The organism is Streptomyces longwoodensis, from assembly GCF_001514125.1.
GTDB lineage: Bacteria > Actinomycetota > Actinomycetes > Streptomycetales > Streptomycetaceae > Streptomyces > Streptomyces longwoodensis.
On the sequence record NZ_KQ948565.1, the window covers coordinates 137,785 to 157,104 of the forward strand.

18 protein-coding genes and 1 pseudogene are annotated in these 19,320 nt (G+C 72.6%); 12 read left to right on the forward strand and 7 right to left on the reverse strand.

The window, feature by feature from the left end:
- Both AQJ30_RS33650 and AQJ30_RS33655 read left to right on the forward strand, forming a co-directional pair.
- Positions 1-2,770, forward strand: a 2,770-nt coding sequence (locus AQJ30_RS33650; RefSeq protein WP_159052416.1) for a hypothetical protein, incomplete at its 5' end; no start/stop codon positions are given.
- Positions 2,771-2,983: 213 nt separating this feature from the next.
- Positions 2,984-3,778, forward strand: coding sequence for a YqjF family protein (locus AQJ30_RS33655; protein ID WP_079084475.1), 795 nt, complete (start codon positions 2,984-2,986; stop codon positions 3,776-3,778).
- 48 nt (positions 3,779-3,826) lie between these two features.
- Here the strand turns inward: AQJ30_RS33655 and AQJ30_RS40160 are convergent, their stop codons facing one another.
- Positions 3,827-4,624 carry a DUF427 domain-containing protein gene (locus tag AQJ30_RS40160; RefSeq protein ID WP_159052417.1) on the reverse strand — a complete coding sequence of 266 codons (798 nt, stop codon included), beginning with the start codon at positions 4,622-4,624 and terminating at the stop codon, positions 3,827-3,829.
- Between the two features lie 95 nt (positions 4,625-4,719).
- Between AQJ30_RS40160 and AQJ30_RS33665 the strand changes: the two genes are divergently transcribed.
- A complete protein-coding gene (locus AQJ30_RS33665) occupies positions 4,720-5,604 on the forward strand; it encodes a YihY/virulence factor BrkB family protein (protein WP_079084476.1) in 885 nt (294 codons plus the stop codon).
- A gap of 60 nt (positions 5,605-5,664) precedes the next feature.
- Here the strand turns inward: AQJ30_RS33665 and wrbA are convergent, their stop codons facing one another.
- Entirely contained in the window at positions 5,665-6,270 is a 606-nt protein-coding gene (wrbA, locus tag AQJ30_RS33670) for an NAD(P)H:quinone oxidoreductase (RefSeq protein WP_067241447.1), read from the reverse strand.
- A gap of 285 nt (positions 6,271-6,555) precedes the next feature.
- On the opposite strand from wrbA, the gene AQJ30_RS33675 reads away from it, so the two are divergent.
- The 4 genes from AQJ30_RS33675 to AQJ30_RS33690 all read left to right on the forward strand — a co-directional run bounded on the left by AQJ30_RS33675 (position 6,556) and on the right by AQJ30_RS33690 (position 9,594).
- Positions 6,556-7,761 carry a cysteine desulfurase-like protein gene (locus AQJ30_RS33675; RefSeq protein WP_067241449.1) on the forward strand — a complete coding sequence of 402 codons (1,206 nt, stop codon included), beginning with the start codon at positions 6,556-6,558 and terminating at the stop codon, positions 7,759-7,761.
- Positions 7,762-7,975: 214 nt separating this feature from the next.
- A complete protein-coding gene (locus AQJ30_RS33680) occupies positions 7,976-8,800 on the forward strand; it encodes an SDR family oxidoreductase (protein WP_079084477.1) in 825 nt (274 codons plus the stop codon).
- Between the two features lie 97 nt (positions 8,801-8,897).
- On the forward strand, positions 8,898-9,161 hold the full coding sequence (locus AQJ30_RS33685; RefSeq protein ID WP_067241538.1) for an HU family DNA-binding protein: 264 nt from the start codon (positions 8,898-8,900) through the stop codon (positions 9,159-9,161).
- A 46-nt stretch (positions 9,162-9,207) separates the two neighbouring features.
- Positions 9,208-9,594, forward strand: a complete 387-nt coding sequence (locus tag AQJ30_RS33690) for an SRPBCC family protein (protein WP_067241451.1) — start codon at positions 9,208-9,210, stop codon at positions 9,592-9,594.
- A 13-nt stretch (positions 9,595-9,607) separates the two neighbouring features.
- On the opposite strand, the gene AQJ30_RS33695 is transcribed toward AQJ30_RS33690, so the two are convergent.
- Complete coding sequence (locus AQJ30_RS33695) at positions 9,608-10,084, reverse strand: hypothetical protein (RefSeq protein ID WP_245727246.1); 477 nt, start codon at positions 10,082-10,084, stop codon at positions 9,608-9,610.
- A gap of 169 nt (positions 10,085-10,253) precedes the next feature.
- On the opposite strand from AQJ30_RS33695, the gene AQJ30_RS33700 reads away from it, so the two are divergent.
- A complete protein-coding gene (locus AQJ30_RS33700) occupies positions 10,254-10,859 on the forward strand; it encodes an RNA polymerase sigma factor (RefSeq protein WP_067241455.1) in 606 nt (201 codons plus the stop codon).
- Positions 10,856-11,893, forward strand: a complete 1,038-nt coding sequence (locus tag AQJ30_RS33705) for a CU044_5270 family protein (RefSeq protein WP_067241457.1) — start codon at positions 10,856-10,858, stop codon at positions 11,891-11,893. Before AQJ30_RS33700 ends, AQJ30_RS33705 begins: the two co-directional genes overlap by 4 nt.
- Positions 11,894-11,978: 85 nt before the next feature.
- Here the strand turns inward: AQJ30_RS33705 and AQJ30_RS33710 are convergent, their stop codons facing one another.
- Positions 11,979-12,905 carry an aldo/keto reductase gene (locus tag AQJ30_RS33710; protein WP_067241458.1) on the reverse strand — a complete coding sequence of 309 codons (927 nt, stop codon included), beginning with the start codon at positions 12,903-12,905 and terminating at the stop codon, positions 11,979-11,981.
- Positions 12,906-12,989: 84 nt separating this feature from the next.
- Between AQJ30_RS33710 and AQJ30_RS33715 the strand changes: the two are divergent.
- Positions 12,990-13,631 (forward strand): annotated as a pseudogene (locus tag AQJ30_RS33715) (TetR/AcrR family transcriptional regulator); the annotation flags it as partial.
- A gap of 289 nt (positions 13,632-13,920) precedes the next feature.
- On the opposite strand, the gene AQJ30_RS33720 reads toward AQJ30_RS33715, so the two are convergent.
- Positions 13,921-14,124, reverse strand: coding sequence for a cold-shock protein (locus AQJ30_RS33720; RefSeq protein WP_067241459.1), 204 nt, complete (start codon positions 14,122-14,124; stop codon positions 13,921-13,923).
- 208 nt (positions 14,125-14,332) lie between these two features.
- On the reverse strand, positions 14,333-15,130 hold the full coding sequence (locus tag AQJ30_RS33725; protein WP_067241540.1) for a phytanoyl-CoA dioxygenase family protein: 798 nt from the start codon (positions 15,128-15,130) through the stop codon (positions 14,333-14,335).
- Between the two features lie 180 nt (positions 15,131-15,310).
- Between AQJ30_RS33725 and AQJ30_RS33730 the strand changes: the two genes are divergently transcribed.
- Positions 15,311-16,321, forward strand: a complete 1,011-nt coding sequence (locus AQJ30_RS33730) for a LacI family DNA-binding transcriptional regulator (protein ID WP_067241542.1) — start codon at positions 15,311-15,313, stop codon at positions 16,319-16,321.
- Positions 16,322-16,384: 63 nt separating this feature from the next.
- On the opposite strand, the gene AQJ30_RS33735 is transcribed toward AQJ30_RS33730, so the two are convergent.
- Positions 16,385-17,431, reverse strand: a complete 1,047-nt coding sequence (locus AQJ30_RS33735) for a YihY/virulence factor BrkB family protein (RefSeq protein WP_079084479.1) — start codon at positions 17,429-17,431, stop codon at positions 16,385-16,387.
- A gap of 206 nt (positions 17,432-17,637) precedes the next feature.
- Here AQJ30_RS33735 and AQJ30_RS33740 point away from each other — a divergent pair, with 206 nt between their 5' ends.
- On the forward strand, positions 17,638-19,284 hold the full coding sequence (locus AQJ30_RS33740; RefSeq protein ID WP_067241461.1) for a glycoside hydrolase family 43 protein: 1,647 nt from the start codon (positions 17,638-17,640) through the stop codon (positions 19,282-19,284).
- Positions 19,285-19,320 lie beyond the last annotated feature (36 nt).

Here is a 19,320-nt window from a genome sequence, read left to right on the forward strand (position 1 = left end):
CCGCACCGCCCTCGGCGACAACACGACACTCCTCAACCTCCTGCCCTCCAACAAGACCCTCTTCGGCGTCGCACGCAACTTCACCCAACTCGCCACCAGCATCGCCACCAACAACCGCGGCGACAGCATCCAACAACCCACCCCAACCACACCCCCCACCACCCACACGACCGGCGAAACACGCCCCCGACTACCCCAGGGCAGCGCCGACAGTACGACCGAGCCCAGTGCCGCGCCCCGCGCACCGCAGTCCACCGGTAGTGCGCCCGGTGCCGCGGAGCCCACCCTCGTTCCCTTCACTTCGGGGAACTTCGAGTTCACCAACCTCAAGCACACGAACGAGGCGTACCGCGACAAGGCGATCCGGATCATCGAGCTGCTCCGCAAGCACGACACGATCCGTGACTACGTCGGCGACCGCCAGGTCCGCATCACCCTGCACGTGCGCACGACGGAGACCCCCGCGGACGTCATCGACCGCGGTGACGACGGTGTCGACATCAACCTCGCCAGCTACTACTTCGAGAAATACGACACCGGCTACATCATGGGCATGCTCGCCCACGAAATCGGCCTGCACCCCCTGGCCAGCCGCAACACCCGCATCCCCGAGGAAGAAGACCTCTACCGCGGCATGCCCCTGATGGTCCCCGGCCTCGAAACCCTCAAGACCCCCCGCTTCATGAACACCGAAGACGCCGGCCAGGAAGACCACATCATGGCCGCCTTCCCCCACACCATCCGCCACGGCATCTACCGCGACATCGTCACGGAAATGGCCCACGTCCTGGCCGAAGACGCACGCACAGGCGAAGAAGGCGCCAAGACCAAGGACGTCACCGACCTGATCGACACCTACCTGATGGACCTCGCCACCATCGCGGTCACCAACGACCGCCGCAAGGACGCCGCGTGGGAGCCCCGTTACACGGCGAGGGTCTACAACGCGTACAAGGCGCAGTTCGCGGCGCAGTTGCCGGACGACAGCCCCGTACGAGCGCTGCTCCCCGCCGACAAGAGCTGGTACAACGTCACCAACAACTTCCTCGGTCTCGGCGCCAGCTTCGCCTTCAACAACCAGGGCGACAGCATCCAGACCGTCGCACCACGGTGGAGCGGCGACACCGGTGGGACCGCTCCCCGCCTCGCGCCGCCCACGGACGACGCCCCGGCGCCGGCGGCGCCCGCAGCGGACGTCCCGCGGCCCCGGAGGCCACGCGACCACCGTCCCCGGTTCGTCGTCCGTTCGGCCTTCGACGCACGCCGGTTCACCTACGACGGCGAGCCCGTCACCGACCTCACCGTCCGCGTCGCCCTGCGCGGCACGCAGGAGGACACGGCCCGCGTCTTCGAGCAACTCCAAGCGGGCGTGCACGAGTTCCTCAACGACCCCGGCCACCTGCTGCCCGGCGGCGACCGTCTCCACGTCACGGTCGAGCGCGTCGACCCGGCCGCCACCGACGCCTCGGGCGGGGCCCCGCACCTGACCGTGGACCTGGCCGCCCGCGACCGGACCATGGACCAGACCACCTGGTGGGCCGACGCCGACCCCGTCCAGCTGGTGCACGAGCTCACCCACCAGCTCGGCCTGCGCGACGAGTACCGCGACGCCGACACCCCGCACCGCCCCCACGTCCCCGGCAGCCTCCTCGGTGCCCTGGACGAGGCTCCCGAGGACGCCTCCCTCGCCCGGGGCGGGCTGCGGGGCCGCCACCTGGCCCTCCTGCAGGCGCACGTCGGAGACGTACCACCCGAGCCCCACGACGGCGACGCGGACCCGGACCGGACCTGGGAGGAGACCCGACGGGCCAGCGCGCCGACCCCGCGTGCCTCCGTGTGGGTCGACCCCGTTTCCCTCCCCACGACGGACGACACCACCGACGGCCCCGGGGGTACGGAAGTACCGGCCCAGATGCCACAGGGCCCCGCCCCCGAGCCGGTCCTCACCCCCTTCAGGTCGGGGAACTACGAGTTCACCAACCTCAAGCACACCGACGACAGGTACCGCGACAAGGCCGTCCGGATCATCGAGCTGCTCCGGGAGCACCCGACGATCCAGGCCTACGTCGGCGCCCGCCCGGTCCGCATCACCCTGCACGTGCGCACGACGGAGACGCCGGCCGACGTGCGTGACCTCGCCGACGAGGGCGTGCGGATCAACCTGGCCAGCTACTACTTCGAGAAGTACGACACCGGCTACATCATGGGCATGCTCGCCCACGAGATCGGCCTGCACCCCCTGGCCTCCCGCAACGGGAGCATCCCCGACGAGGAGGCGATGTTCCAGGACATCCCCCTGCCCGTCCCGGGCCTCGGGGACCTGGCCACCCCGCGGACCATGAGCACCCAGGGCGCCGGACAGGCCGACCACATCATGGCGGCCTTCCCCAGCAGCACCCGGCACGGCGTCTACCGGGACATCGTCGTGGAGATGGCCGAGAGCCTCGAGCGGCAGGCGCGCTCGGGCGAAGCGGGCGCGAAGGCAGGCGACGTCACCGACCTCTTCGACTGCTACCTCATGGACCTGGCGTCCATCGCGATCACCAACGACTACCGGATGAACGCGGCGAAGGAACCCAACTACACCGCGCGCGTCTACAACGCCTACAAGGACCTGCTCCACGCCCGCCTGGCCGACAAGCCCGCCCTGCGCGCCCTGCTGCCGTCGAACAAGAGCCTGTTCGGCGTGATCAACGACTTCCGCCGCATCGGCACCTACATCGCGCTCAACAACCGCGGCGACAGCATCCAGCAGCCCGCCACCGTCTGAGGCCGCTGCATCCAGCAGCCCGCCACCGTCTGAGGCCGCTGCGTCCAGCAGCCCGCCACCGTCTGAGCCGGCCGCTGCATCCGGTGGGCCGCCGACCGGCGAACCAGACACGTAGGTCCCATGACGTCGTCGGCGGAAACGGGAGGCGGGACATGAACCGAGCAGGTCACGGGCGCCGGTGCCGCCCGACGCGCCGCAGTGGGTAGGGCGGGCATGCCGAGGAGACGTCCGGCGTACGGGCCCCCGGCCCACCGCGTACGCCCCGTTCAGGCCCTCACACCGGTCGCCCCGCACGCCGTGCGGCACGTGCTGTTCCGGCAGCGCTGGCGGGACCTCGTGTTCCTGCACTGGCCCGCCGACCCGTTCGAGGTCGCCCGGCTGCTGCCGCCCGGCACCGTGCCCGACCTGTACCAGGGACGGGCGTACGTCGGCCTGGTGTTCTTCCGCATGGACGACCTCGCCTTCGGCCCGACCCCTCCCCTGCCGTACCTGGGCAGCTTCGGCGAGGTCAACGTCCGGCTGTACAGCCGCGACGCCGTGGGCCGGCGCGGGGTGGTGTTCCGGTCACTGGACTGCGACCGGCTGCTGCCCGTACTGACGGCACGCGGCGCCTTCGGGCTGCCCTACCGGTGGTCCCGGATCAGGAGCGCGTGGTTCGACGGCCGGCTGGTGTACCGCACGAGCCGACGCGGGGGTGAGCGCGCCGGGGCGCGCGTCTGGCTGGACGTGGAGGACGAGCCGGTGACGGCCGGACCGCTGGAGGAGTTCCTCACCCAGCGGTGGGGGCTGCACGAGCGGTTCCTCGGACGCACCTACTACCTGCCCACCACGCACCCCGCCTGGACGTTCCGCAGGTGCAGCCTGCTGGGCTGGGAGGACGACCTGGTCGCGGCCGCGGGTCTGTCCAGGCCGCGGGGCGAGCCGGTGAGCGTGCTGTACGCCCCCGGGCTCCCGGTGCGGTTCGGCCCGCCGGTCGCCCTGCCCCCGCCCGGCAGGCGGCTCGGCTGACCCGCCGCCGCGCGCTGCGTCACGGGGGCGGGCCGTTCCGTCCCCGCCTCACCACAGCCGGGTGCCCGGTGCCCCCTTGAACGGCCCCCGCACCTCAGAGGTGATCCAGCCGCCGTAGAAGTCGCCCTCCTGCGCCGTGACCACTTCCCCGGCGACCGTGCAGCGGTCGACGCGGCTCGGGTAGAACGCGAAGAAGGCGGTGAGGTCCGCGTAGGCCGGCTCCGGGTGGAAGTACGTCCAGGCGGCGCGGGCGCGCACCTCCTCGCCCACGACGACGTCGTAGTACCGGGCGGCTCCCTTCCACTCGCACCAGGTCCGTCCCCCGGCGGCGGGGCGCAGGAGCTCCGTGCGGACGTCCTGCGGGGGGACGTAGAAGACGGGCGGGTGGCTGGTCTCCAGCACCCGGATCGTCCTGCGGCTCTCGGCCACGACCTGCCCGGCGCACTCGACGACCACGACACGGTCGTCCGGGCTCGTGGCGGGCGGCCGGGGGTAGTCCCAGACGGACTCGGGAGCGCGCGGAGCGGCCGGCGGCGCGGGTCCGCCGAGCTGGTCCAGGTACACCTCGTCCTCGTAGCACCAGGCCCAGCCGCCGTCGCGGGCCAGGCTGCGGACCACCGGGTGCCCGTCCGCCTCGAAGTGGGCCGTGGCGTGGGCTCCGGGAGAGCTGTCGCTGCACCCGACGTGGCCGCAGGTCAGGCAGAGCAGCAGGTCACCGGGTGCGCGTCCGCGCGCCGCGCAGGCCGGGCACGTCGCGCTCAGCGGCGCCGGGTCGGCCGTCCAGGTGTGGGAACAGGCTGTCCCGGACGGCCGTCCGCCGTCGGGCCGGGGCGTCCATCTCGTCATACCCTCTGCTTCGCCCCGACACCGCGCCGAGGATGCAGACGGCCGTCCCGCGTACGCCAGGCGTTCGGACGGCCCGGGCGGGGCATGCGGCAGGGATGGCGGTCGAGAAGCAGGCGGAGACGGGCAGGGCCACGCACCGGGACGGGGCGGGGCTGGACGGCTGGTGGCCGGCGCTGCGCCGCACGCCGGTGTCGCTGTGGAACGACGACATCTCGGACTACGCGGCCGCGCTGACGTACTACGCCATCCTGGCCGTGCTGCCCGCCCTGCTGGTGACGGTGCTGTCCTTCGGGCTGATCAGCCCGGGGACCGCGCAGAAGCTGGTCGCGCAGGTCACCGCCTACGCCCCCGGGGGATCGGGGGCGGACCTGCACCGGGTGCTGGTGCGCGCGCTGCGGGCCGACGGAGCGGCCTGGCCGCTCCTCGCGGGCGGCACGATCAGCGCGCTGTGGTCCGCGTGCAGCTACCTGGCGGTCTTCCGGCGCGCCCTGCACCGTATGCACCGGGCCGAGGACCCGCGCTCGTCCTGGCACCGGGCGCACCGCATCCTGCTGACCGCGCTGGCCCTGCTGGTGCTGCTCGCCGTCAGCGCGCTGGTGCTGCTGCTGACCGGGCCCGTCGCCGAGAGCGTCGGCCGGCTGTTCGGGCTGGGCGCGAAGGTGGCCTGGGCCTGGAGCCTGCTGCGCTGGCCGCTGCTGCTGTGCCTGGTGGCGGGCTTGGTGATCATCGTGTTCCGGCACGGCCCGCCGCCGTCCCGCCGCCGACGGCACAGCGTCCCCGGTGGCGTGCTGGCGGCGGGCCTGTGGCTGGCCGCCTCGGCCGGCTTCGCCGCCTACGCCTCGGGGTTCGGCACCTACAGCCGGCTCTACGGCTCCCTCGCGGGGGTCGTGGTGTTCCTGGTGTGGCTGTGGCTGACCAACCTGGCCCTGCTGGCCGGCGCCCAGTTCACGGCGGAACTCGTGCGGGCCGAGGCGGACTGAGGCCGCTCCCGTCTGCTCCCGGCCGGTTGCGGGCGGTGCCGGCCGGTTGCGGGCGTCCGCCTACGACATCCGCAGGCGTTCGGCGATGTCGGCGAGGTGGCGGCCCTGGTAGCGGGCGGCCTCGAGGGTGGCCTCGTCGGGGGTCTCGCCGCCGCCGCTGGCCCAGCTGGTGCCGTACGGGTTGCCGCCGGCGGCGAACAGCAGCGGGTCGGTGTAGCCGGGCGGCACGATGACGCAGCCCCAGTGGTAGAGGACGTTGTTCATCGAGAGGATGGTGGACTCCTGGCCGCCGTGGCGGTTCATGGCCGAGGTGAAGCTGGTGGCGGGCTTGTTGTGGAAGACCCCGGCCTGCCACAGGCCACCGGTGAGGTCGATGAACTGCTTCAGCTGGGACGTGACGTTGCCGAACCTGGTCGGGGTGCCGAAGGCGTAGGCGGTCGCCCACTCCAGGTCCTCCAGCGTCGCCTCCTGCACCTCGTTCTTCGTGGAGTCCACGTGGGCGCGCCAGGCGGGATTGGCGTCGACGGCGGTGTCGGGCGCGAGTTCGTGGACGCGCCGCAGCCGCACCTCGGCGTCGCGTGACGCCGCGCCTTCCGCCACCGCCTTGGCGAGTTGGTGGACGTTTCCGGTGGCGCTGTAATAGATCACGGCGACACGCACACTCATGGCACACTCCTGGACAAAGGGGGCGAGGAACGGAATTCCCACTCTCGCGCCGGCGCTCTCGATCCGCGGACAACACGCCGCCGCGGGAGCCGCAGTCCGCCGAACGAACGAGTCGGCCGACCACGGATCCAGGCACCCGGCGAGGACCGTCGGCAGGCCACCCGAGGGCTCCGTCAGGTGCCCCGTCCGGTGCCGCTGCCGGTGATCAGGGAGGCGGTCTCGCCCCGCTCCGGCCCATGCGGTTGACTCGTGCCACTGGTCCGGACCTCGACAGGAGCTGAGAAGTTGCCGTACGACATCGACTCCCTGCGTTCGCTCTTCCCCGCACTCCAGGCCGGGACCGTGCACTTCGACGGGCCCGGGGGCACGCAGACGCCGCGGCCCGTGATCGACGCGATCGGCGACGCGCTGGCGCGGCCCCTGTCCAACCGGGGGCAGTACTCGCTGGGGGAACGCAACGCCGAGGACATCGTCGCCGGAGCGCGCCGGGCCATGGCCGACCTGCTGGCCGCCGACCCGGCGGGCATCGTCTTCGGGCGCAGCGCCACGCAGCTGACCTACGACCTGGCCCGCACCCTCGCCTCCTCCTGGGGGCCCGGCGACGAGGTGGTCGTCACCCGCCTCGACCACGACGCCAACATCCGCCCCTGGCTGCAGGCCGCGGAGCGGGTGGGCGCCACCGTGCGCTGGGCCGCGTTCGACCCGGCCACCGGCGAGTTGACGGCCGACGACATCCGCGCCGTCGTGTCCGACCGCACCCGCCTGGTCGCCGTCACCGCCGCGTCCAACCTGATCGGCACCCGCCCGCCGGTCGCCGAGATCTGCCGCGTGGCCCACGACGCGGGAGCCCTCGCGCACGTCGACGCCGTCCACTACGCCGCGCACACCCTGGTCGACCTGCCGGCGCTGGGCGCCGACTTCGTCGTCTGCTCGCCGTACAAGTTCCTCGGGACGCACCACGGCGTCCTGGCCGCCCGGCCGGCGCTGCTGGAGACCTTGCGCCCCGACAAGCTGCTGCCCTCCAGCGATGCGGTTCCGGAGCGCTTCGAACTGGGCACCCTCCCGTACGAGTTGCTGGCCGGCACCCGGGCCGCCGTGGACGTCCTGGCCGGGCTGGACACGAGCGCCACGGGCACCCGACGCGAGCGCCTCGCCGCCTCGTTCGCCGCGCTCGAAGGGCACGAGGCCACCCTGCGGGCGCAGTTGGAGAAGGGACTGGCCGCGCTTCCGGGCGTCACCGTCCACTCGCGGGCCGCCGACCGCACCCCCACCCTCCTGCTGACCTTCGCGCAGCACGACACCGCCGACGCCTACCGCTTCCTCGCCGCCCGCGACATCCACGCGCCGTCCAGCCACTTCTACGCCCTGGAGGCCTCCCGCCACCTGGGCCTGGGCGACGCCGGCGGTCTGCGCATCGGCCTCGCCCCCTACAACGACGCCGAGGACGTCGACCGGCTGCTGGCCGGGCTGGCCGAGTTCCTGCAGGGCTGAGGTCGAACGGGCGCCTCAACCGGGCCTGACGCGGGGGGACTTGCTCCCCCCGCACTCCTGCGGAGTTGAGGAAACGCGGCCGCGCCGCCAACACATCGAGAACAAGGGGCGCACACCTGCGCGAAATACTCCCCCGCACCGCACGGGACCGGTTACCTTGCCGCACGACCGCCCCCAGCGGGAGGCGGCCCGGCAAGCAACAGGGGGGACCACCATGCAGCGTCACGACAGCACCGCGCCCTCACCGAGACCGGACGCGGCGCAGGCCGACCCGGCGCGGCCGTTGGAGGGGAAGACCGCGCTGGTCACCGGCGCGAGCCGCGGGATAGGCCGGGCCATCGCCCAGCGCCTCGCGGCCGACGGCGCGCTCGTCGCCGTCCACTACAACAGCAACGAGGCCGCCGCCCAGGAGACCGCCGACCTCATCACCAAGAACAACGGCCAGGCGTTCACCCTGCACGCCCCCCTGGGTGTCCCGGACGACGCCGAGACCCTGTTCCGCCGCTACGACCAGGCCCTGACCCAGCTGGGCCGGCCGGCCGTGCTCGACGTCCTCGTCAACAACGCCGGCCTCAACATCCGCGGCACCATCACCGACACGACGCCCCAGGACTTCGACCACCTGATCGCCGTCCTCGCCAAGGCGCCCCTGTTCCTGGTGCAGCAGGCCCTCCCCCGGCTCCGGCCGCACGGGCGGATCATCAACATCAGCTCCGCCGCCACCCGGGTCGCCCTGCCGACGGCCCTCGCCTACACGATGGCCAAGGCGGCGCTCGAAGCCCTCACCCACACCCTGGCGCCCACGCTCGCGCCCCGGAACATCACGGTCAACGCCATCACGCCCGGCTACACCAGGACCGACCTCAACCACCACCGCTGGGAGACCCCGGAGAAGGAAGCCGCGCACGCCGCGCAGTCGCCCTTCAACCGCATCGCCGACCCGGGCGACATCGCCGACATCGCGGCCTTCCTCGCCTCCGACGCCTCCCGCTGGATCACGGGCCAGACCATCGACGCCAGCGGAGGCGTCGGCCTCTGACCGACTCCGCCGACGGCCGGGACGGAGATGCGGGCGGCACGGGCCGGCGGGATGGTGGAGGAACCGATGCCCTTCGCCTGCCCACCGGGAAGTGACCATGGACAAGACGCACCTCATCGACATCACGGCGCGCCGCGCCAGCGAGAGCGCCGGGGGCAGGGAGCTCACCCCGGGGGACGTCGGCCGGGTCCTGGAGACCCTCTTCGGGACGGTGGAGCACCCCGGGACCGTCGCGGAGGCCCTCAAGAGCGACGAGACGGTCAGCCTGGGGAGCTTCGGCAGCTTCCACAGCGCCGACGGCACGGCCGCGTTCCGGCCGGGCAAGGCGCTGTCGGAGTACCTGCACGGCCAGGCGGGATGAACCGCGCCCGCACCGCGCGCCGGGTGCGATGGCTCACGGACCGGCCATGGGCCGCCTGACCCTGCGGGCCACGGGCCCGGCACCGCCGACGACGGTGTGGCGGCGCTACGCCGACCTCGACCGGTGGGCGTCCTGGTCCCCGCAGATCCGTGCGGTTCACGCGGACGGCCGCACCCTCGTCCCCGGGCTGAGCGGAACGGTCGAGTCGGTCGTCGGCCTGCGGGCCGCGTTCACCGTGGAAGCCGTCGACCACCGGCGGCACTGCTGGACGTGGCGCGTCCGGCTGGGCCCCGTCCGGCTCCGGCTCCACCACGAGGTGCACGCGCACGGCCGGGGCAGCCGGACGACCCTCCTCGTGGACGGTCCGGCCCTGGCGGCGGCCCTCTACGCCCCGCTCGCGCACGTCGCCCTGCGCCGCCTCGTACGGTCCTGACCCGCACGGCCGGTCAGGGCAGCAGCGGCCTCGTCCCGGCCCAGGTGACCAGTGCCTCCCGCACGGGTCCGGGTGCCAGGTGGTCGATCAGCCATCTCAGGTGCGCCGTCAGGTTCTTGTGCCACCGCAGCACGAGGATGTCCCCGACGGGGAGGTCGCGCCGGCCGTCGGCGAGTTCGACGGCACGTGCGGGCGTCAACGTGAGCGCGTCGAGGGTGTCGGCGGCCAGCGCCTCCGGACTCCAGTCGGGGTCCGTGTCGTCGGGTCCCAGCTGTTCGATCACCCACATGCGCAGCATGAACTCCTGGTGGGCGACCCGGATCCGGCTCGTCTCGGTGCCGTCGCGCAGGCCCCGGTTCGCGAGCAGCGACAGCTTGGCCCACCTGAGCCGGTCCTCCCGAGGACGGTCGCGGTCGTAGGCGTGCCCCTGCGCCGCGACCCGCGCCGTCTCGAGCACCTCGCCGGAGCTCGAAGTGATGAAGCTGTGCATCTGGTCGAGCGTCCACGAACACGGATCGAAAAGTGGCGGCTCCTCGGTCATCGCCCTCCCCCGTCCGCCCCAGGTGAATGCACGATAATGGCACCGATGCGTGACCCAGGCCACAGGAACTCCCCGGGCGTCGCGGAGAGAAGTGGTCGTGAGGGACTCAGAGAACGATGTGCGCCGCCGTGTGCGCGAGGGGGACCGCGAGGCGTTCGCCCAGCTGTACGAGGAGTACGCCCGTGCCGTGTACAACCACGCGTTGCGGCTGACCGGCGACTGGTCGACGGCCGAAGAGATCATGTCCGACACCTTCCTGGCGGCGTGGCGCACGCGGACCCGGGTGCACGAGGACGGCGGCTCCCTGCTGCCCTGGCTGCTGGGGATCGCCACCCACAAGGCGGACAACGCCCGCCGGGCCCAGCGCAGACGCCGGCTGTTCCTGGCGCGCCAGCCGCAGCCACCGGAGCAGGAGGACTTCGCGCCCCGGACCATCGGGCGGATCGACGACGCGCGGCGCCTGCTGGCCGTGCACGCCGCGCTGGGCCGGCTGCGGCGCCAGGAACAGGAGGTCCTGGCCCTGTGCGTGTGGTCGGGCCTGGACTACCGGCAGACGGCTGAAGCGCTGGGCATTGCCGTCGGCACCGTGCGGTCCCGCCTGTCGCGGGCGCGCAAGAAGCTCGCCCGGTTCGCCGAGGAGGACCGGGAACCACCCGCCGCCCGCGGAGAGATGACAAGTGCGGCCGCGATCGCGGCCCTGCCCGTACGGGAGGAGCTCACATGAACGACGAGACCACCGGCGCTTCCCCGCAGCCGAACGGCGACCGCGAAGAGATCGCCCGCCTGCTGCCGGCCCCGGCCGACTGGGACCTCCCGCGCGAGCAGCACCTCCGTCACAAGGACCTGCTGATGAACCACATCGACCAAGAGCAGCCGCCGCGTTCGCGCCCGGCCCGCCGACTGCTGCGGCCCGCGCTCCTGGCGCCGGCGACCGCGCTGACCCTGGCCGGCGTGCTGGCCGCGGGCATCGCCCTGCACGACGACGGCCGCCGGCCCGCCGGCACCGCCTCGCACCGCGCGGCCACGGACATGCGGCCCGCCGCGGCCCTGCTGGGCCGGATCTCCGACGCCGCCGCGGACCGCGCCACTCCCCCGGTGCGCGACGACCAGTTCGTCTACACCCGGGAGAAGACCCGCGGGGCCGACCTGACCAGCGGGAAGGCCGTCCTCGGCCCCCTGACCGACCGGGAGACGTGGCTCGCGCAGGAACCGGGCCCCCTGCGCAAGCTCGGCCTGATCAAGGAGAACGGCCAGACCTCGACGATCAACGCCGAGTTCGGCGACACCGGCGGCACCCCGGCCGGCATGGGCAGGCCGACCTACCGCTGGCTCAGCTCGCTCCCCACCGACCCGGACGAGCTGCTGGCCTACCTGTACGCCAAGACCCCCCGGGTCGAGGCCCGCGAACGGGACCAGGCGGTGTTCGAGCAGATCGGGTCCCTGCTCGGCCGGATGATGCCGCCCCGCACGGCCGCCGCCCTCTACCGGGCCGCCGCGAAGATCCCCGGCGTCGTCCCCGCCCCGCAGGCGCAGGACGCGATCGGCCGCCACGGCCTCGGCATCGCCCGCGACGACGTCCGCCACGGCGTGCGCACCGAGTGGGTCTTCGGCACCGAGGACTACTCGTTCCTCGGTTCCCGCAGTTACCTGACCGCGGACGCCCCGTACGGGAAGGCCGGGACCCTCCTGTCCAGCGAGGCCGAGCTGGAACTCGCCGTCGTCGACGAGGCCGGCCGACCGCCCGCCGTCGGGACGTGAGACCCGGACGGGACCCGTTGCCCGACCCGGCAGCGGTCGCCCGCCGCTTGGGAGGTGCGGCGGGCGACCGCGGGGAGGGTGGTCGTCAGCCGATCGGGACGTCGTACGAGCGGGACGTCACAGCGTCCAGGGCTCCTAGGGTCGTCGCGTCGAGCGCGATGTCCCCGACCGCGATGTTCTCCTCCAGGTGGGCGGCGTCGGCGGTGCCGGGGATGAGCAGCACGTTCGGGGCGTGGTGGAGCAGCCAGGCGAGGCCGACCTGGGACGGGGTGGCGCCCAGGGCGGCGGCCACGTCCTGCACGGTCGGGTCGTCGGTCACCTTGGGCAGCCCGGGGAAGGCCCCGCCGAGGGGGAAGAACGGGACCCAGGCGACGCCCTCGGCTGCGCACAGCTCCAGCAGGAGCTCGTCGTCGCGGGCGACGAGGCTGTAGGCGTTCTGCACGCAGACGATGCCGGCGGGCAGGGCGCGGCGCAGGGTGTCGAGGGTGACGCTGCTCAGGCCGATCGCGCCGATCTTGCCCTCGTCACGCAGGGCGGTCATCGTCGCGAGCTGGTCGTCGAGGTCGACGACCTGGTCCCCCTCGGGCCGCAGCCCGGGGCCGGTGTCCAGGCGCCGCAGGTTGACGACGTCCAGCCGCTCGACGCCGAGGCTGCGCAGGTTGTCCTCGACACTGGCGCGCAGCTCCTCGGGGCGCTGGGCGAGACGCAGGCGGACCCGGCCGCCGGGGTTGGAGTCGGCCCCCACCTTCGTGACGACCAGGACGTCGTCCTCGGGACGCAGTGCCTCGCGGATCACCTCGTTGACGAAGCCGGAGCCGTAGAACTCGGCGGTGTCCACGTGGTCGACGCCCCGCTCGACCGCGTGGCGCAGCAGCGCGACGGCGTCGTCGCGGCGGTCGTGGAGGCGTTCGAGCTGCATCGCGCCGTATCCGATGCGGGACACCGTGCGGCCGGCCAGCGGCCCGGTCCCTCCGGGGCGCGGGACGGAGTCGGACGTGGCTTCGGGGGTCATGGCCACCTGCTCTCGTGACAGACTGGAGAGATACGGAGGAGCCTCCGTTACGTCAACCGTAGCAGTACCGGAGGTGCCTCCGTTTTGTTCGCGTCACACTCCCCGGACCCGGCCGGTCCAGGTGGACACGCCGATTCCGCCGGTCCCTCCGGGCCGAGCCCGGCCGATCCCCCGGGCCGGCCGGTCCGCCGGGACGCGCGCCGCAACCGGGAGAAGCTGATCGCCGTCGCGCAAGCCGCGTTCGCCGCGGCGGAGGGCCCGGTCCCCCTGGAGGCCATCGCCCGCGAGGCAGGCGTCGGCATCGGCACCCTGTACCGGCACTTCCCCACCCGCGAGGACCTCGTCGACGCCGTCTACGCCTCGGAGTTGGACGCCGTCACCGCGAGCGCGCCCGGCCTGCTCGACCAGCACCCCGCCGACGTCGCCCTGCGCGCCTGGACGGGCCGCTACGCCGCGTTCGTCGCCACCAAGCGCGGGATGATGGACACCCTGCGCACCGCGTTCGCCTCCGGGCGCATCGCGGCCCCGTCACGGGAGCGCGTCACCACCACGATCGGCACGATCCTCGAACGGGGCGCGGCGACGGGCACGTTGCGCGCCGACGTCGACCCGGACGACGTGGCCACGCTGCTCATCGGTGTGTTCGCCGCGATCATGGACGGTGCTCCCCGGGAGCGCACCGACCGCCTGCTCGACCTCCTCGTCGACGCGCTACGCCCTAGGGGGTGTCTCGTCGATCAGGCCGGATCAGGGAGCGGCGTCTGGTGCCGTGCATCGCAAGGCGGAGGAGGGCGGCGATGCGGAGCATCGGCAACCGACGACAACGCGGCGAGGTGCGGTGCCAGGCGCCGCGAGCCCGGCCTGATCGACGAGACACCCCCTAGGGCCTGAGCGCGGACGGACCAATGGCCGAAAGCGGTCCCGTCGGCGGCACCACGGTCCCGCCCGGCCCGCCGGAACGCCGGCGGCCCCTTCGACGAGTCGTCGAAGGGGCCGCCGGGAAATCGTCGGGACGTCAGCCGCGGACGATGTTCTCCGCCTGGGGGCCCTTCTGCCCCTGGGTGACGTCGAACGTCACCGCCTCACCCTCGACCAGCTCGCGGTACCCGGTGCCGGAGATGTTCGAGTAGTGGGCGAAGACGTCCGGTCCACCGCCGTCCTGGGCGATGAAGCCGAAGCCCTTTTCGGAGTTGAACCACTTCACGGTGCCGCTGGCCATACTGCGTCCTTCGATCTTGCCGGGGGTGCCGGCAGGGGTGAGTAACCGGGGATCCCGCCCTGCGGGAGGGGTCCCGGCGTCCGTTCTACCCCGACCGGGCCCCCGTCATACGATCATTCGGCCACGAGTCGGAGCAGTTCTGGTCCGACAGGGTGTCGTCCCCGTGCGGGACGCCGGCCGCAACGCCCCGTCGGCGGGGGCGCGGCGGTCAGGCGTCGCCCATGACCAGGCCCTCGATGGTGTGCTTCTGCGTGACGGGGACCAGCTCGTCCACGACCGGGCAGTCGAGGTGGCGGCGGACCCGCTCGGGCAGCCGCTCCCAGAAGCCGCGGGTGACGGCGAGGTCGTGCCGCTCCCCGCTGTCCGCCTCGGGTCCGTCGACGCCGAGGACGAGGACGGGCCGGGACAGCCGGGAGCGGTTGATGGTGCCGCGGTGGATCGTCAGGGCGGTCCGGGCGGAGATGTCACCGCGCTGCGGGTACGTGCGCACGGCACGCTCCGCGTAGCGGCCGTAGTGCGCCTTGGGCGGGAACATGCCGTGCTCGAACTCGGGGCCGTCGTCCCACTGCGTGCCCGGTGCGATCTCGAAGGGGCCCATGTCCTCGGTGGTGTCCACCGTCGTGACGTTGAACGCGAGCGAGGTCAGGCGCCGTTCCGCGCGGGTCTCCTCCGGCATCGGGAAGTCCCGGTGCCAGGGCTGGTTCACGGCTCCCTCCAGCGGTACGTCGAAGCCGATCTCCACGATGCGATAGTCGGGGCCGAGCACCGCGGCGCACACGGAGCGCACCCACGGGTGGTCCACGAGTTCCACGAAGCCCCTGATCTGCTCGGGGTGGATCTCGACGTAGTAGCGGTGGGGGCCGCGGCCCACCGCACCGCCCGGCCGGGACAGCGCCTCCTCGAACGCGGCGTCGACGTCCTCGCGCAGCCTGTCGGCCCAGTCCACGCCGAAGGCGCCCTTGCGGGCGGTGATGCCGTCCGAGTAGAGCGCCTCCACGTCGGCCATGACGTCTGCGTCGAGGGCGGAGGGCGTGGTGTCGGGATGCAGGTGTGCAGCACTCACAGGGCGGCTCCTCGGGTGGGTTCCCTGCCATGATGCAACGTTGCATTCCACGTAGCAAGAGTGGAGGCGGGGGCGGTCCGCCCGCCGCCCCGGCACCCGTGGGGCCGTGCGAAGATGTCCGGCGTGACCAGCCGCCTCAAGGACGTCGCCGCCCTCGCCGGGGTGTCGATCAGGACCGTCTCGAACGTCGTCAGCGGCTCCGGCGCCGTCGCCGAGCACACCCGTGTCAAGGTGCAGGCGGCGCTGGACGAGCTCGGTTACCGCCCCAACGTCGCCGCCCGCACCCTGCGTGCCGGCCGGACGGGCCTGATCGGCCTGACCATCCCCGAGCTGCACTCGCCCTACTTCGGCGAGCTCGCCGGGCTCATCGTGCAGGCGGCGCAGCAGCGCTCCTGGACGGTCGTGATCGACCAGACCTTCGGTGACGCCGACGCCGAGCGGCGCCTGCTGGAGGGTACCGGCGGGCGGCTGGTCGACGGGCTGATCATCAGCCCCTGGGCCCTCGGCCCCGAGGAACTCGCGGCGCACGCCCAGCGGGTCCCGCTGGTCTTCCTGGGCGAGCGCAGTCCCGGCGGCCTCGCCGACCGGGTGGCCGTGGACAACGTGCTGGCGGCCGACGAGGCGACCACGCACCTGATCGGCCTGGGGCGCCGGCGCATCGCCGCCCTCGGACTCCAGCCGCACCTGCACAACGGCACCGCCCGCCAGCGCCACGAGGGCTACACGACGGCGCTCCGCCGGGCCGGCCTCGCACCCGACCCCGCGCTGGAACGGACTGTCCGGACCCTGCACCGTGCGGACGGGTACGCGGCGATGTCGGCCCTGCTCGAGGAGGGCGTCGAGGTCGACGCCGTGTTCGCCTTCAGCGACGAACTCGCCCTGGGCGCGCTGCACTGCGCCCATCAGCGGGGTCTGCGCGTCCCCGGGGACCTGGCGGTCGTGGGCTTCGACGGCATCGAGGACGCCCGCTGGGCCCACCCGGCCCTGACGACGGTCGTCCCGGACAAGCGGCAGATCACGGAACGCGCCCTGCAGTGCCTCGCCGACCGCATCTACAGCCCCGCCACGGCGGTACCGCCGCAGGACGTGGTCGTCCCGCACCAGCTGGAGATCCGCGCGAGCACGGTGGGTTGAGCACCGCCGGCCTCATCGGCGCGACCTGCGACGCGGTCCCCCTGCCGTCGGCCGGAGGTGCCGTCAGCCCTCCCCCATGCGGCGGCGGTCCTCCTCGCTCCACTTCCGGGTGTCGCGCGGCTGGGTGTACGGCTCGGCCTCCGGGGGGTGGCCCCCGGCGATCGCCCGTTGCCGGGTGGCCTCCGCGTCGAACTCCAGGCCCAGCAGGATCGCCAGATTGCTGATCCACAGCCACACCAGGAAGACGATGACGCCGGCCATCGTGCCGTAGGTCTTGTTGTACGAGGCGAAGTTGGCGACGTAGAAGGCGAACCCGGCGGAAGCGATCAGCCAGATCACCAGGGCCAGGAAGCTGCCCGGGGTGATCCACTTGAAGCCCTTCACCTTCGCGTTCGGCGTGGCCCAGTACAGGATCGCGATCATGATGATGACCAGGACGACCAGCACCGGCCACTTGGCGATCGACCACACCGTCAGGGCCGTGTCCCCCAGGCCGAGCGCGTCACCCGCCCGGCGGGCCAGGTCCCCGGAGAAGACCACGATCACCGCGCTGACCACGGCCAGGACCAGCAGGGTGATGGTCACGCCGAGGCGCACGGGCAGGATCTTCCACACAGGGCGGCCCTCGGGCATGTCGTAGACCGCGTTCGCCGCCCGGATGAACGCCGCCACGTAGCCGGACGCCGACCAGATCGCCAGCGCCAGGCCGACGATCGCCATGAGCGAGCCGACGCCGGCGCTGCCCTGGAGCTGCTTGACCGCGTCGGTGAGGATGTCGCGGGCGGAGCCGGGGGCGAGGTCCTTGATGTTGTCCAGCAGTTTGTCCGTGGTCGACCTGCCGGTCAGGCCCAAGATCGACACCAGGGCGAGCAGTGCCGGGAACAGCGCCAGGATCCCGTAGTACGTCAGCGCCGCAGCGCGGTCGGTCAGCTCGTCGTCCTTGAACTCGCGCAGACTGCCCTTGAGCACCCCGCGCCACGCGCCCTTCGGCAGCTTCGTCGGAGCGTCCGGCGCACGCCGTTCCACCTCGGGGCCCGGGCCCACGTCGTCCGGCCGGGGCCCCTCGTCCGCCGCTTGGTCTTTTCGTCCACCTATGTGCAGCTTTGCCATGGCTTCCGAGTGCCCCGAGGTTCGCTGCTCTCACCCACCCCGCGTCCGCTCGAATTTTTCGATGTGAACGACGAATCCTGCGCGGGTCATTGACGGACTCGGCGACTCGCCTACGATCCCACTTGCTCGACTCATCGACCGCCGTTCGACATATCGAATCCTCACCCTCCCCGCGACCGGGTCGGCCTTCCAAGGAGACGACGCCCATGGGCATGTCATGGCCTCATCAGCAACCGAATCGCCGCCAGGCACTCGCCGCAGCGTCGGGCCTGGTCACCGGCGCCCTGCTCCCGCTGGGCGGAGCCGGCCGCGCCGCCGCCTCGCCCGCCGGCCTGGAGGAAGCGGCGTTGGCCGCGCAGTACACCAACCCGGTGATCTGGCAGGACTTCGCGGACATCGACGTGATCCGCGTCGGCGCCACCTACTACGCCTCGGCCTCGACGATGCACTACTCGCCGGGCGCCCCCGTCCTGCGCTCGTACGACCTGGTCAACTGGGAGATCGCGGGTCACTCGGTGCCCGTCCTGGACTTCGGGGCCAAGTACGACCTGAACGGCGCCCGGGGTTACGTCCGGGGCGTGTGGGCGTCGTCGCTGGCGTACCGCCCCAGCAACCGGACCTTCTACTGGCTCGGGCAGATCGACTTCGCCAGGACGTACGTCTACACCGCCACCGCGGCCGAGGGGCCGTGGAGCAGGCTGACGACGATCGGCACCCCCTACTACGACGCCGGGCTGCTCGTCGACACCGACGACACCCTGTACGTGGCGTACGGCAACACCACCATCAGCGTGGCCCAGCTCTCGCCCGACGGACGCAGCCAGGTCCGCACGCAGCAGGTGTTCACCACGCCGTCGAGCGTCGGCACCCTGGAGGGCTCGCGCTTCTACCGGATCAACGGGCAGTACTACATCTTCCTCACCCGCCCCGCGAACGGGCAGTACGTCCTGAAGTCGTCCGGCGGCCCCTTCGGCCCGTACACCCTGCGCCAGGTCCTGCTCGACCTGCGCGGGCCGGTCCCCGGCGGGGGCGTCCCGCACCAGGGAGGGCTGGTGCAGACCCAGGGCGGCGCCTGGTACTACCTGGCGTTCGTGGACGCGTACCCAGGTGGCCGGGTGCCCGTCCTGGCACCGGTCACCTGGACCGCGGACGGCTGGCCCGTGGTGCAGCTCGTGAACGGCGCCTGGGGGACGTCCTACCCGAGCCCGGCCGTGCCCGCTCCGCCCCGCCAGGTCACTCCCATGATCGGGACCGACACCTTCGACGGCACGGCCCTGAAACCCCGGTGGGAGTGGAACCACAACCCGGACAACACCAGGTGGTCCGTCGGCAACGGCCTGACCCTGCGGACCGCTACCGTCACCAACGACCTGTACTGGGCCCGCAACACACTCACCCACCGCATCCAGGGCCCCACCTCGACGGCCACCGTCCAGCTCGACCACTCGGCGATGCGCAACGGGGACCGGGCCGGACTGGCGCTGCTGCGCGACTCCTCCGCGTGGATCGGTGTCCGGCGCGACGGCGACGCGACCCGTCTGGTGATGACCAACGGCCTCACGATGGACAGCAGTTGGAACACGACCGGGACCGGTAGCGAGGTCGCGAGCGCGAGCGTGACGGGCAGCAGCGTCTGGCTGCGGGCGACCGCGGACATCCGGCCCGGCGCGGTGCGGTCCGCGACCTTCTCCTACAGCCTCGACGGCACCACCTTCACCCGCCTGGGGCCGGCGTTCCCGCTGGGCAACGACTGGCGGTTCTTCATGGGCTACCGCTTCGCCCTGTTCAACTACGCCACCCAGGCGCTCGGTGGCGCGGTCCGCGTCACGCGGTTCGACCTGTCGACGCCCTGACCTGGGCTCCGGTGCCACCCGCAAGGGCCCCGCTGC